General features: G+C 67.1%; 13 protein-coding genes and 1 tRNA gene. 13 read left to right on the forward strand and 1 reads right to left on the reverse strand.

Annotation, left to right across the window (positions count from 1 at the left end):
• The 12 genes from pcaF to J5F18_RS04255 form a co-directional block, all read left to right on the forward strand.
• The coding region (pcaF, locus tag J5F18_RS04200; protein WP_346301075.1) for a 3-oxoadipyl-CoA thiolase at positions 1-1034 on the forward strand (1034 nt) is incomplete at its 5' end.
• Between the two features lie 2 nt (positions 1035-1036).
• Entirely contained in the window at positions 1037-2089 is a 1053-nt protein-coding gene (locus tag J5F18_RS04205; protein ID WP_346301076.1) for a zinc-binding dehydrogenase, read from the forward strand.
• A gap of 532 nt (positions 2090-2621) precedes the next feature.
• Positions 2622-3596, forward strand: a complete 975-nt coding sequence (catA, locus tag J5F18_RS04210; protein WP_346301077.1) for a catechol 1,2-dioxygenase — start codon at positions 2622-2624, stop codon at positions 3594-3596.
• A gap of 172 nt (positions 3597-3768) precedes the next feature.
• Positions 3769-5136 (forward strand): Rieske 2Fe-2S domain-containing protein, encoded by a 1368-nt coding sequence (locus tag J5F18_RS04215; protein WP_346301078.1) that lies wholly within the window; start codon positions 3769-3771, stop codon positions 5134-5136.
• A 29-nt stretch (positions 5137-5165) separates the two neighbouring features.
• Entirely contained in the window at positions 5166-5654 is a 489-nt protein-coding gene (gene benB, locus J5F18_RS04220; protein WP_346301079.1) for a benzoate 1,2-dioxygenase small subunit, read from the forward strand.
• A gap of 108 nt (positions 5655-5762) precedes the next feature.
• Positions 5763-6938, forward strand: a complete 1176-nt coding sequence (locus J5F18_RS04225) for an ABC transporter substrate-binding protein (protein WP_346301080.1) — start codon at positions 5763-5765, stop codon at positions 6936-6938.
• Between the two features lie 66 nt (positions 6939-7004).
• Positions 7005-7865: a branched-chain amino acid ABC transporter permease gene (locus tag J5F18_RS04230; RefSeq protein ID WP_299313829.1), complete on the forward strand. Its 861-nt coding sequence runs from the start codon at positions 7005-7007 to the stop codon at positions 7863-7865.
• Between the two features lie 11 nt (positions 7866-7876).
• A complete protein-coding gene (locus J5F18_RS04235) occupies positions 7877-8962 on the forward strand; it encodes a branched-chain amino acid ABC transporter permease (protein ID WP_346301081.1) in 1086 nt (361 codons plus the stop codon).
• Positions 8959-9747: an ABC transporter ATP-binding protein gene (locus J5F18_RS04240; RefSeq protein ID WP_346301082.1), complete on the forward strand. Its 789-nt coding sequence runs from the start codon at positions 8959-8961 to the stop codon at positions 9745-9747. The genes J5F18_RS04235 and J5F18_RS04240 overlap by 4 nt, the downstream gene beginning before the upstream one ends.
• Positions 9744-10535: an ABC transporter ATP-binding protein gene (locus J5F18_RS04245; RefSeq protein ID WP_346301083.1), complete on the forward strand. Its 792-nt coding sequence runs from the start codon at positions 9744-9746 to the stop codon at positions 10533-10535. Before J5F18_RS04240 ends, J5F18_RS04245 begins: the two co-directional genes overlap by 4 nt.
• An 87-nt stretch (positions 10536-10622) precedes the next feature.
• Positions 10623-11834 carry a benzoate/H(+) symporter BenE family transporter gene (locus J5F18_RS04250; protein WP_346301084.1) on the forward strand — a complete coding sequence of 404 codons (1212 nt, stop codon included), beginning with the start codon at positions 10623-10625 and terminating at the stop codon, positions 11832-11834.
• A gap of 70 nt (positions 11835-11904) precedes the next feature.
• Positions 11905-12729, forward strand: a complete 825-nt coding sequence (locus J5F18_RS04255) for a universal stress protein (protein ID WP_346301085.1) — start codon at positions 11905-11907, stop codon at positions 12727-12729.
• 253 nt (positions 12730-12982) lie between these two features.
• Here the strand turns inward: J5F18_RS04255 and J5F18_RS04260 are convergent.
• Positions 12983-13059, reverse strand: a tRNA-Met gene (locus J5F18_RS04260).
• 201 nt (positions 13060-13260) lie between these two features.
• Between J5F18_RS04260 and phbB the strand changes: the two genes are divergently transcribed.
• Positions 13261-14007 carry an acetoacetyl-CoA reductase gene (gene phbB, locus J5F18_RS04265; protein WP_346301086.1) on the forward strand — a complete coding sequence of 249 codons (747 nt, stop codon included), beginning with the start codon at positions 13261-13263 and terminating at the stop codon, positions 14005-14007.
• Positions 14008-14111 lie beyond the last annotated feature (104 nt).

A 14111-nucleotide genomic window follows, 5' to 3' on the forward strand; every position in this document is an offset into this window, starting at 1 on the left:
CCAACCAGGCCGGCGAGGACAACCGCAACGTGGCGCGCATGGCGGCGCTGCTGGCGGGCCTGCCGGTCTCGGTGCCCGGTACCACCCTGAACCGCCTGTGTGGCTCCGGCATGGACGCGGTGGGCACCGCCTTCCGCGCCATCAAGGCCGGCGAGATGGACCTGGCACTCGCCGGCGGCGTGGAGTCCATGTCCCGGGCGCCCTATGTGCTGGGCAAGGCCGACGGCGCCTTCTCGCGCGGCCAGAGGCTCGAGGACACCACCATCGGCTGGCGCCTGATCAACCCGTTGATGAAGAAGGCCTATGGCGTGGAATCCATGCCGGAGACCGCCGAGAACGTCGCCGAGCAGTTCAGGATCGCCCGCGAGGATCAGGACGCCTTCGCCCTGCGCTCCCAGCAGAAGGCCGCCGCCGCCCAGCAGGCCGGCCGCTTCGCCCTGGAGATCACCGCCATCGAGATCCCGCGTCGCAAGCAGGAACCGCTGCGCTTCGACCAGGACGAGCACCCGCGCGAGACGACGCTTGCGAAGCTCGCCGGGCTGCCGACGCCGTTCCGCGAAAGTGGCAGCGTCACCGCCGGCAACGCCTCCGGGGTCAACGACGGCGCCGCCGCCATGCTGGTGGCAAGCCGAGAAGCGGTGGAGAAGCACGGCCTCACCCCCATGGCTAGGATCCTCGGCATGGCCACCGCCGGGGTCGAGCCACGCATCATGGGCATTGGCCCGGTTCCGGCGGTGAAGAAGCTGCTCGAGCGCACCGGCGTGTCGCTGGACGAGATCGAGGTGATCGAGCTCAACGAGGCCTTCGCCGCCCAGGCGCTCGCCTGCCTGCGCGAGCTGGGCATTGCCGACGACGACCCGCGGGTCAACCCCAACGGCGGCGCCATCGCACTCGGCCACCCGCTGGGCATGTCCGGCGCCCGCCTGCTGCTGACCGCGGCCCACGAACTGCAGCGTACCGGCAAGCGCTATGCCCTGTGCACCATGTGCGTAGGCGTGGGCCAGGGCATCGCCACCCTGCTGGAGAGGGCCTAGCCATGACGGAGACCATGCAGAAGGTCGTGATCACCGGGCACGGCGGCAACGAGGTGGTCGAGGTCAGGCAGGACGAGCGGCCTCGGCGCCGACCCGGTGAGGCGCTGGTGTGCCTGAAGGCGGGCACCCTCAACCAGGTCGACCTCTACATGCGCAACAGCGGCGCCGGCATCACCCACGAACTGCCGCTGGTGATGGGGCTGGACGGCGCCGGCGTGGTGGAGGCGGTCGAGGAGGGCGAGACGCGCCTGGCGGTGGGCCAGCGGGTGGTGGTCTTTCCCAACCTGACCTGCGGGCGGTGCGAGTTCTGCCAGCGGGGCGACGACGTGCTCTGCACCCGCATGAAGCTGATGGGCGAGCATGTGGACGGCACCTTTGCCCAGTGGCTCAGCGTGCCGGTGGAGAACCTCTACCCCATGCCCGCGCACCTGGACTTCGTGCAGGCCGCGGCCCTGGGGGTCAACTACCTCACCGCCTGGCGGATGCTCTTCACCCGGGCGCAGCTGAAGCCCTGGGAGACCGTGCTGGTGTTCGGCGTCGGCGGCGGCGTGTCGCTGGCTGCCATGCAGCTGGCCGCCAGCATCGGCGCCCGGGTGATCGTCACCTCCCGGGAGGATGAGAAGCTCGCGCGGGCCCTGGCGCTGGGCGCCCACGAGACGATCAACGGCAGGCGCGAGGAGGTGGCCCGGCGCGTGATGGCGCTGACCGACGGTCGCGGCGTGGATGTGGTGGTCGAGAACGTCGGCGAGGCCGTCTGGGCCTCGGCGATGAAGTCGCTGGTGCGCGGCGGGCGCCTGGTGACCTGCGGGGCAACTTCGGGGGACCAGCCCCCGGCCGATATCAGGCGGCTATTCATCCGCCAGCTGCAGATCATCGGCTCCACCAGCGGCAACGCCGCGGAGTTCCGGGAGCTGCTCGCCTACGTGGAGCGCCACCGGATCACTCCCGTCATCGACAGCGTCTATCCGCTGGCGGCGGTCCATGAGGCGCTGGATCGCCTCGAGGCGGGGAGCCGGATGGGCAAGGTGGGGCTGGCCCTGCAGCCGAGTGGCTAAGAGGGAGCGCAAGGCTCCTGACAAGGCGTGAAGTGTTTTCTCTCGGCCGGGGACGACCGGTGGTTTGGCGACGGGGCAACCCGTCGCTTTTTTTGTCAACGCCACCGGCCATTATGCTTTTGTCGCAAGCGTTCGGCGATGCCGGGCTGACGGCGCCTGATCGTTTGCCGAGTCGATGCCCCGAAAGGGCCGGAAATCCCCTGTTTCGACCGCGCCGCGCCACCGGTAGGGCGCTCTCCCGCCGGGGTCGGCCCTGCCGGGAACCGTCGAATTCGCGGCTCGGCGTGCTAATCCACTGGAAATCCATGGGTTTTTCGCGCGCTTCAGGGCGGCCTGGCGGCTTGACCGGTCGGGCAGGGCGATACCCCAGGGGTATGGCGGCGTACTCATTCGATATTGGTTGGGGCTTGCGGCGAGCGCCAGAATCCCTACGACATCCAGCAGAAGCGGACGCCAGAGCCGCCCACACCGTGGCCTTGCACTCCCCCTGACCGGCGCAGGGCACAACGATAACGATCAGGAGACGACCACCATGTCCGTGAAGATTTTCGATACCCCCGAAGTGCAGGACTTCCTGAAGACCGTTGCCGGCTTCGACCAGGAGGGCGGCAACGAGCGCGCCAAGCAGATCATGCACCGCCTGCTCTCCGACCTCTACAAGCTGATCGACGACTTCGACGTCAGCGAGGAGGAGTACTGGTCCGCCGTCAGCCTGCTCAACGCCCTGGGCCGCGACACCCAGTTCGCGCTGCTCTCCCCGGGGCTGGGCTTCGACCACTTCCTCGACATGCGCCAGGACGCGGCGGATGCCGAGGCCAAGCGCACCGGCGGCACCCCGCGCACCATCGAGGGCCCGCTCTACGTGGCCGGCGCCCCGGAGGCCGAGGGCTTCGCGCGCATGGACGACGGCAGCGACCCCGACGCCGAGGTGATGTGGCTGACCGGCCAGGTGCGTGACGTGGACGGCAACCCGATCCCCGGCGCCAAGGTCGAGGTCTGGCACTGCAACTCCAAGGGCGGCTACTCGTTCTTCGACCCGACCCAGAGCGAGTACAACATGCGCCGCACCATCTACGCCGACAGCGAAGGGCGCTACGCCGCGCGCAGCATCATTCCCTCCGGCTACGGCGTGCCGGAAGGCGCTCCCACCGACGTGGTGCTGAAGGCCCTGGGTCGCCACGGCGAGCGCCCGGCGCATATCCACTACTTCATCTCCGCGCCGGGTTACCAGCACCTGACTACCCAGATCAACCTGGCGGGCGACCCCTACACCTTCGACGACTTCGCCTTCGCCACCCGCGAGGAGCTGGTGGTGCCGGCGAACCGCATCGAGGATGCGGACGAGATCGCCAAGCGCGAGCTGGACGGCCCCTTCTCCGAGGTGGTGTTCGACATCGAGCTGAGCAAGACCGACAAGGCCGAGCTGCAGCACCGTCACGCCCGTCCGCGGGCCAAGGAAGACGAGCAGGATCAGCACAGCCAGCTGGCCGGCACCGCCAAGGTCTAAGACCAGGGCCGAGTGCTTGCGTCGGCCACCGGCCGACGCATCCCCCCCGATTCCCAGACTGCACCTCTCGCCATGGCGGCGCCGCCGCCTTGGGTGGGGAAGCCTTGGCTTCTCCAGGGCGAGCGGTGCCTGACCCAGACAGAGTCTCTCGCGAGACCCAGGAGTTCCGATCATGACCACCAAGCTTGATCAACTCGAGAAGCGCGTGCGCGGTGCCGTCGTCGACGACCCCGAGGCCGGCATCTTCCGCTGCCACCGCAGCATGTTCACCGACCCGGACTTCTTCGAACTGGAGATGAAGCACGTCTTCGAGGGCAACTGGCTGTTCCTGGCCCACGAGAGCCAGATCAGCGAGCCGGGCGACTACATGACCGTGACCATGGGCCGCCAGCCGGTGGTCATCACCCGCGATAAGACTGGCGAGCTGCACGCCCTGATCAACGCCTGTGCCCACCGCGGCGCCACCCTGTGCCGCCGCAAGCAGGGCAACAAGGGCACCTTCACCTGCCCCTTCCACGGCTGGACCTTCAAGAACGACGGCAAGCTGCTCAAGGCCAAGAACGAGAAGAACGGCGCCTACCCGGAGGGCTTCAAGCAGGAGGGCTCCCACGACCTCAAGCGGGTGCCGCGCTTCGAGAACTACAAGGGCTTCCTGTTCGGCAGCCTGAATGCCGACGTGGCACCGCTGGACGAGTACCTCGGAGAAACCAGGAAGATTATCGACAATATCGTCGACCAGGCGCCGGAAGGCCTGGAGATCCTGCGCGGCACCTCCTCCTACACCTTCAACGGCAACTGGAAGCTGGGGGCCGAGAACGGCGCCGACGGCTACCACGTCAGCACCGTGCACTGGAACTACGCCTCGACCATGGATCGCCGCAACTACGACGCCGGCGGCACCCAGGCGGTGGACGCCGACGGCTGGTCGAAGAGCCAGGGCGGTTTCTACTCCTATGAGAACGGCCACATGCTGCTGTGGACCCGGCTGCTCAACCCCGACGTGCGTCCGGTCTACCAGAACAAGGAGTGGATCGAGCAGGCGTTCGGGGAGGCGCGGGCCGACTCCATCGTCAACCAGACCCGTAACCTCTGCCTCTACCCCAACGTCTACCTGATGGACCAGTTCTCCACGCAGATCCGGGTGATTCGTCCGATCGCGGTGGACAAGAGCGAGGTGACCATCTACTGCTTCGCGCCCAAGGGCGAGTCGGCGGAGAGCCGCCGGATCCGCATCCGCCAGTACGAGGACTTCTTCAACGTCTCGGGCATGGGCACGCCGGACGACCTCGAGGAGTTCCGCGCCTGCCAGGAGGGCTACCACGGCGAGCTGGCGGAGTGGAACGACCTCTCCCGCGGGGCCCAGCAGTGGATCCAGGGCGCCGACGACAACGCCCGCGCGATCGGCATGCAGCCGCTCTTGAGCGGGGCCTCCCCCGAGGACGAAGGCCTCTACGTGCTGCACCACAAGCACTGGGTCGAGGAGATGCTGCGCGCCATCGAGAAGGAACGCAGCCAGTTTATCGCCACCGCGTCCGCGTAAGTCGCGCGACCTGTTGAGGGAGAGAGACCATGAGCCTTAGCTACCAAGAGATCCAGGCCTTCCTGTACCGCGAGGCGCGGCTGCTCGACGACCGCGAGTGGGACGAGTGGCTGACCTGCTACAGCAAGGAGGTCGAGTTCTGGATGCCGGCGTGGGACGACGACGACCAGCTGACCCGCGACCCGCACAGCGAGATCTCGCTGATCTACTACCCGAGCCGCGAGGGTCTGGAGGACCGGGTCTACCGGATCAAGACCGAGCGCTCGGGGGCGAGCACGCCGGAGCCGCGCACCACCCACCAGATCACCAACATCGAAGTGCTAGAGGAAGAGGGCGGCCAGGTGAAGCTGCGCTTCAACTGGCAGACGCTGGTGCACCGCTACAAGGAGACCCGCAGCTTCTTCGGGGCCTCCTTCTACACGCTGGACGTGTCGGGCGAGAGCCCGCTGATCACCCGCAAGGTAGTGCAACTCAACAACGACTATATCCACCAGGTCATTGACGTCTACCACATCTGAACGGACCACCCCGATCCGCCCAACGGACGACGGCAGTGCGGCAGGGACGCCGCCCCAATAACAAGCAAAGGCCCCCAAGCCTTCTCTCTGATCCTCCGGGAAAACACAATGAAAACTACCTTCAAGAAATATGCCCTGGCTTGCCTGATCGCCGCTGGCATGGGCGTCGGAAGCGCCGCCTATGCCAGCGACAACGGCGCCGTCAAGCTTGGCCTGATGCTGCCCTATACCGGTACCTACACCGCCCTGGGCGAGGCGATTACCAACGGCCTGGAGCTGGCCATCGCCCAGCACGGTGACCGGCTCGGCGGCCGCGATGTCCAGACCATCAAGCTCGACTCCGAGGCCAACCCCTCGCGCGCCCCGCAGAACATGAGCCGCCTGGTGCGCGGCGACAACGTCGACTTCGTGATCGGCCCGGTGCACTCCGGCGTGGCCATGGGCATGCTGCGGGTGGCCCAGCAGACCGGCGCCATCACCATCATTCCCAATGCCGGGCTGGGTGCCGCCACCAACGAGCTCTGCATGCCCAACGTCTTCCGCACCTCCTTCAGCATGTGGCAGGACAGCTATCCCATGGGCCGGGTGGCCTACGAGATGGGGCATCGCAAGGTTGTCACCATCACCTGGGACTACGCCGGAGGCAAGGAGGATATCGCCGGCTTCGAGGAGGCCTTCACCGAGGCCGGCGGCGAGATCGTGCGCCAGATCCTGGTGCCCTTCCCGAGCACCGAGTTCCAGAGCTACCTGGCCCAGATTGCAAGCGATCGCCCGGATGCGGTCTACACCTTCTTCGCCGGGGGCGGCGGGGTGAGCTTCGTGCGCGACTACGCGGCCGCGGGCCTCAAGGACTCCATTCCGCTGCTCGGCTCGGGCTTTCTCACCGACGGCAACCTGGCCGCCATCGGCGAGGCGGGCGAGGGGGTGATGACCACCCTGCACTACGCCGAGACCCTGGACACCCCCCAGAACCGCGCCTTCGTCGAGGCCTACCAGGAGGCCTACGGCCAGATGCCCGATACCTATGCGGTGCAGGGCTACGACACCGGCATGATGCTGGTCCAGGCCATGGAGGCCGTGGGCGGCGATACCTCCGACCGTGACCGCCTGATCCAGGCGCTGGCCAATGTCCAGCTGGACAGCCCGCGGGGACCGATGACCTTCTCCGCCTCACACCACCCCATCCAGAACGTCTACCTGCGCGAGATCCGCAACGGCAGGCACGAGGTCGTCGGCATCGCCCACGAGAACCTCGAGGTGCCCGACGCCGCCTGCCGCAGGTAACGGCTCCCTGATGGATAACGGGGCGGGCGGTGCCCGCCCCTCGGTCACGATTCTCGGAGGGGTCCCATGGATCTCGCATTCTTCGGCGTACAGCTGCTCAACGGGCTGCAGTACGGCCTGCTGCTGTTCCTGATTGCCAGCGGGCTGACGCTTATCTTCGGCATCATGGGCATCATCAACCTGGCCCACGGCGCCATGTACATGATCGGGGCCTACCTGGTCTACGATCTGACGTTCCGGCTCGGCAACTTCTGGCTGGCCATCCTGGTGGCGATACCCGTCGCCATCGCGCTCGGCCTGATCATCGAGCGGCTCTTTCTCGATACGCTCTACAAGCGCGACCATCTCTATCAGGTGCTGCTCACCTTCGGGCTGATCCTGGTGCTCAACGAGATGCAGCGCATCATCTGGGGTGGCGACGTGCACAGCGTGCCGGTGCCGGAGCTGTTCAGCGGGCGTATCCAGCTCACCGACAACCTGCAGTACTCCCACTACCGGCTGTTCGTGATGGGCGTCTGCCTGGCGCTGGCCGGGGTGATCTACTGGGTCATCCGCCATACCCGGCTGGGCATCATCATCCGCGCCGGCGCGGTGAACCGCGACATGGTGGAGGGGCTGGGCATCAACGTGCGCACCCTCTTCACCCTGATCTTCAGCGTCGGCGTGGCGCTCACCGCCTTCGCCGGGATGATCGCCGCGCCGCTCACCTCCATCGCCCCGGGCATGGGGGACAGCATCCTGATCACCTGCTTCGTGGTGGTGGTCATCGGGGGCATCGGTTCGATCAAGGGCGCCTTCTGGGGCGCGATCCTGATCGGCATGGCCGAGACCTTCGGCTCGGTCCTGATTCCCAGCCTGGCCAGCATGGTCATCTACCTGATCATGGCCGCCGTGCTGCTGGTCAAGCCACGCGGACTGTTCGCCTGAGGAGCCTTATCATGTTGCATCGCTATCCCAAGCGCGTCGTCATCATCATGCTGGTGCTGACCGCCATCGTTGCTGTCTTTCCGCTGTGGGGCCCCGTCGTGTTCGGCGCCCAGAGCGACTTCATGATGGAGAAGATGACCCTGATGCTGATCCTGGCACTGTTCGCCATGAGCCTGGATCTGCTGGTGGGTATCGTCGGCCTGGTCAGCCTCGGCCACGCCCTCTTCTTCGGCCTCGGCGCCTACACCCTGGCGCTGGCCAGCCCCGCCTTCAGCCCCGCCGCCATCTGGTGGATGATGCCGCTGGTGATGCTGCTCTCGGCCCTGGCCGCGCTGGTGGTGGGTTTCCTGGTGATCCGCACCAAGGGCATCTTCTTCATCATGACCACCCTGGCCTTCGGCCAAATGCTCTACTACTTCGTCAACACCTCGCGACATACCGGGGGCACCGACGGGATCTTCATCATGTTCCGGCCCAGCGTGGAACTCGGCGGCACCGTGCTGCTCGACCTCGATAACCCACTGACCTTCTTCTATGTCTGCCTGGCCATGGTGGTGGCGGGCTATCTCTTCCTGCGCTGGCTGACCCGCTCCTTCTATGGCCAGGTGCTCGACGGCATCCATGACAACGAGCACCGCATGGAGGCGCTGGGCTATGCCACCAGCCACTACAAGCTGGTCGCCTTCGTGATCTCCGGGGTGATGGCCTCCCTCGCCGGCATGCTGGCGGCCATGCAGTACGGCTTCGCCAACCCGGCCCAGCTCGGCTGGCACACCTCCGGCGAGGTGCTGATGATGCTGATCCTGGGCGGCATGGGCACCATCTTCGGCCCGATCCTCGGCGCCTTCGCCTACGAGATCCTGCAGCACACCTTCGAGCACCTGACCACCCACTGGCCGATCCTGATGGGCATCACCATCATTCTCGCCGTGCTGGTGCTGCCCCGCGGCATCGCCGGGCTGATCATCGATCCGCCCAGCCGCGCGTCGCTGGCCAAGTCGCCGCTGCTGAGGTGGCTGCGGCGTGGTGCGGCCGCCACGCAACCCGAGACGGCCAAGCCCGTCACGCCTGCCACCGGCAAGGAGGGCGGCGCATGAGTGCCCATCACGATGTCCTGCTCGAGACCCCTTTACTTGAAACCAAAGGCCTGACCCGGCGCTTCGGCGGCCTGGTGGCGGTCAACGGGGTCGACTTCGCGCTCCGCCAGGGCGAGATCCACGCCATCCTCGGCCCCAACGGGGCGGGCAAGAGCACCCTGATCAACCTGCTCTCCGGGGAGTTCCCGCCCTCCGAAGGCGAGATCCTCTTCCAGGGCCAGCCGATCCAGGGCAAGAAGGCGCGCCAGATCGCCCGGATGGGCATCGGCCGCAGCCACCAGAAGACCAACATTTTCCCGCGGCTGACCTGCCTGCAGAACTGCCAGCTGGCGGCGCGCATCCACCTGGGCGGCGTCTTCGCCAGCTGGCGTTCGCGCCACCGCGCCCGGGAGGTGGAGGAGCGCGCCCTGGCGGTGCTGGAGACCTGCCAGCTCGTGCATCGCGCCCATACCCCGGCCTCGGCGATGAGCTACGGCGAGCAGCGTCAGCTGCAGATCGCCATGGTGCTGGCCACCGCGCCCCGGCTGATGCTGCTCGACGAGCCCATGGCCGGCATGGGACGCGAGGAGACCGCCCAGGTCACCGAGCTGCTCAAGGGCCTGGCGGACCGCTACCCCCTGGTGCTGATCGAGCACGACATGGACTCGGTGTTCCGCCTGGCCGATCGCATCACCGTGATGGTCGACGGCTGCGTGCTGGAGACCGGCCCCACCGCCCAGATCCGCGCAAGCGATAGGGTGCGGGATGTCTATCTTGGTCGTCACCATGAGGAGGCCGCCGCATGAGCGCTGCACTGTTCTCAACCCGGCGGGCGTCGACCCGGCGGGCGTCGACCCGGCGGGCATCACCCTCGCGGGCCTCGGCCCCGCTGATCGAGGCGCGGGGGCTGCACACCTACTACGGCGAGAGCCATGTGCTGCACGGGGTCGACCTGCGCCTGATGCCCGGCGAGACCCTGAGCCTGATGGGCCGCAACGGCATGGGCAAGACCACCACCCTCAAGTCGATCCTCGGCTTCGTGCCGCCGCGGCGCGGCGAGGTGCGCATCAAGGGGCAGGCGACCGCCAGGCGACGCCCCTGGCAGCTGATCCGCCAGGGCATCGGCTATGTGCCGGAGGGGCGCGGCATCTTCCCCGGCATCAGCGTGCGCGAGCACCTGATCATGGCCGCCCGCCCCAACGAGCGGGGGGAGTCGCCCTGGACCCTGGAGCGGGTGCTGGACACCTTCCCGCGTCTCGGCCAACGTATCCATCATGACGGCTCCTTTCTCTCCGGGGGCGAGCAGCAGATGCTCTCCATCGGCCGGGCGCTGACCACCAATCCCGACATCATCATCCTGGATGAAGCCACCGAGGGCCTGGCGCCGCTGATCCGCGACGAGATCTGGAAGATCATCCGCGAGATCAAGGCCTCCGGCATCGCCAGCATCATCGTCGACAAGAATATCGACAACCTGCTGGAGGTGGCCGATCGGCACCTGCTGCTGGTCAAGGGCGAGGTGGTCTACAGCGGCGATTCCCGGGGGCTCAGGGAGGATCCGTCGATTCTCGACTCCCATCTCGGCGTCGCCTGACGCCGCCCTGCTGCCCGGCATTCGCACGTTTCGGCGTGATCCCGGATGCCGGGCAGCGCATTTCTGCAACACAAGACGGAGCCAATCATGCAACTGCACAAGGACTGGTCGATCCCCGCCGTGGCGGCGGGCTTCGTGGCGGTGCTGATCTCCTACTCGGGCCCCCTGGCGATCTTCTTCCAGGCGGCCCAGAGCGCGGAGATCTCCACCGCCATGATGACCTCCTGGGTCTGGGCGATCTCCATCGGTGCCGGCGTCTCCGGCATCCTGCTCAGCCTGTGGCTGAAGGTGCCGGTGGTGACCGCCTGGTCGGCACCGGGGACGGCGCTGCTGGTCACCCTCTTTCCGGGGCTGTCGCTGGGCGAGGCGGTGGGGGCCTACCTCACCGCTGCGGCGATCATTCTCGTGGTGGGCGTCACCGGCTCCTTCGACCGCATCGTCCAGGCGATCCCGCCGGGTATCGCCAGCGCCATGATGGCGGGCATCCTCTTCCAGTTTGGCGTGGGCGTCTTCCTCTCCCTGGAGTCGGTGCCGGCGCTGGCCATCGGCATGGTCATCGCCTACCTGGCCTTCAAGCGCCTCAACCCGCGCTACAGCCTGATCCTGCTGCTGATCGTCGGGGTGGTGCTGGCCGTGGTGCTGGAGGGGGCCAACCTGCGCGGGGTCTCGATCCGGCTGGCCCAGCCGCACTTCATCGCCCCGGAGTGGACCTGGAATGCCACCCTGAGCCTGGCGATCCCGCTGGTGCTGGTCAGCCTCACCGGGCAGTTCCTGCCGGGCATGGCGATCCTGCGTACCTCCGGCTACAACACGCCGGCCAAGCCGATCGTCACCCTGACCAGCCTGACCTCCCTGGCCACCGCCTTCTTCGGCGGCATCACCACGGTGGTGGCGGCCATCACGGCGGCGATCTGCACCAGCAAGGAGGCCCACGAGGATCCCGACAAGCGCTACGTGGCTGGGGTCGCCAATGGCGTCTTCTACCTGGTGGGCGGCACCTTCGCCGGCACCATCGTGCTGCTCTTCACCTCGCTGCCCGGGGAGTTCGTGGCGATCCTGGCGGGGCTCGCGCTGATCGGCGCGATCACCAGCAACGTCAGCGCATTCGCGGCTCAGAAGGACCATCTGGAGGCCTCGGTGATCACCTTCATCGCCACGGCGTCCGGGATCAGCTTCCTGGGCCTGGGCTCCGCCTTCTGGGGTGTGGTGGTAGGGGCCCTGGCCTACCAGCTGCTGCATCGTCCCTTCACGCGGCCGTGGCGGCGCGCCGCCAGGGCCGGTTCAGAGAAACAACAATAGGCGCCCGGCGCCGATCACAGACGTGCCGGGACATGCCGACCCTTCGCCCGGCCCCTCGAGGAGAACACCCATGCAGACGTGCTATGTGGCCATGGACGAGACCGACGAATCCCTGCGCGGCCTGGCGCTGGGCCGGAACCTGGCGGCTCAGCTCGAGGCCCGGCTGGCCATCGTCTCGGTGGTGGCCGACCCGGCCCGAGCCGAGCCCCGGCGCCGTGCCCTGCAGGCCCGCCTGGACGACACCAGGGAGGCGGCGCTGTCTCGCGTGTCGGTGGAGGTGGTGGTGAACGACAGCGCCAAGGAGGCCCTGGCCGGGCTGGCCGGGGGGGAGGGCGTCGGCCTGTGCATGGGGGCTCACGGGCGTCGCCCGCTACCGGAGCTGCTGATCGGCAGCGTGACCGCCGGCGTGGTGCGTCGCGCCAGCCGCCCGGTGCTGCTGTGCGGGCCCCGCTATGCGCCCGAGCGCCATGCCCGGGTGGAGGTGGTCATGGTCTGCGTGGATGGCTCCGCGCTCTCCGAGGCGATGCTGCCCCACGCCGTGTCCCTGGCGCAGACCCTGTCGGCCCGGCTGCAGCTGCTGCAGGTGATGGATGCCAGCGCCCTGGCCGCTGCCGAGGCCGTGGAGGGCGGTCACGGCGACGTGATGGAGTCCAGCTATCTGCATGGCCTGGCGCGCCGCCTGGAGGGCGAGCATGGCATCGAGGTGGACTGGGAGGTGCTGCACGGCGATCCGGCGGATGCCATCGTCAGCTACCTGGCCGACAGCCGCGACGTCATGCTGGCCATGACCACCCACGGGCGCAGCGGGCTCTCTCAGGTGGTGGCCGGCAGCGTCAGCCACGAGGTGCTTCACGAGGCGTGCTGCCCGGTGGCAGTACTGCGGCCCTGCGACTGACGGCGGTCTGATGCTGGTCAATACTTCCGCTGGGCGGCTGGGCCAGGGTGAACCCATAACGCAGCATCGGAGACCCTGACCATGATCCACGGCAATCGCATTACCTCGGCGGTACGTCACCTCGCTCGGGTCTGGCAGCGCAGCCAGCAGCGCCAGGCCCGGGGCGCGCCGTGCCTGATATGACGGGGTGCCGCTCGCGGCTTATCAGGCATGAAAAAAACCAGAACCGGAAGGTTCTGGTTTTTTCTATATTTGGTAGCGGGGGCCGGATTTGAACCGACGACCTTCGGGTTATGAGCCCGACGAGCTACCAGACTGCTCCACCCCGCATCGACGTGGGGCGGATTCTACAGGGATTGCCCCTTTAGTCAAGGCCTGGGTTTCACCTGGGTTTCAAACGCTCGTCCCGGCACCCCTTTCTGGGCCATACTCGCTCCAGGTTGTCATCAAGTGGGCAACCTTCAGCAAGAATAATGTAGGCGCCGGTCGAGGTGGCCGGGCCACAGCGTTATGACAATCAGGGAGGTTACTATGGCCAACAACGCAACCGTTGCTTGGGTCACTGGGGGAACCGGAGGGATCGGCAGTGCCATCTGCCGCACGCTGGCGGACGAGGGCTATCAGGTGGTCGCGGGCTATCACAATCCGGAGAAGGCCCAGGCCTGGCTGGAGGCCCAGAAGGCGGACGGTTACTCCAATATCGACATCGCCGGGATCGACCTGGCGGATCTCGAGGCCTGCATCAGCGGCGTCAAGGAGATCGAGGCGAAGCACGGCCCCATCGGCATCCTGGTCAACTGTGCGGGCATCACCCGCGACGGCACCATGAAGAAGATGACCGCGGAGCAGTGGCATGAGGTCATCGACACTAACCTCAACAGCGTCTTCAACACCTGCAGGAGCGTGATCGACTCCATGCTGGAGAACAAGTACGGCCGCATCATCAACATCTCGTCCATCAACGGCCGCAAGGGGCAGTTCGGCCAGGTCAACTACTCGGCCGCCAAGGCTGGTATGCACGGCCTGACCATGGCGCTGGCCCAGGAGACGGCCACCAAGGGCATCACCGTGAACACCGTGTCGCCGGGCTATATCGCCACCGAGATGATCATGAAGATTCCCGAGCAGGTGCGCGAGTCGATTCGCGAGACCATCCCGGTCAAGCGCTACGGCAAGCCCGAAGAGATCGGTCGCCTGGTCGCCTACCTGGCCCACCAGGAGTCCGGCTTCATCACCGGCGCCAACATCGACATCAACGGCGGTCAGTTCATGGGCTGATCGTCCGGGATTCTCGAGGCCGCCGCCGACCCGGCGGGGGGCTCGCCCCGAAGGCAGGAGCGCGAGGTGACCCCTCGCGCTCCTGCGTCGTTAAAAGGCCGGGT

Source organism: Halomonas sp. BM-2019 (assembly GCF_017584085.1).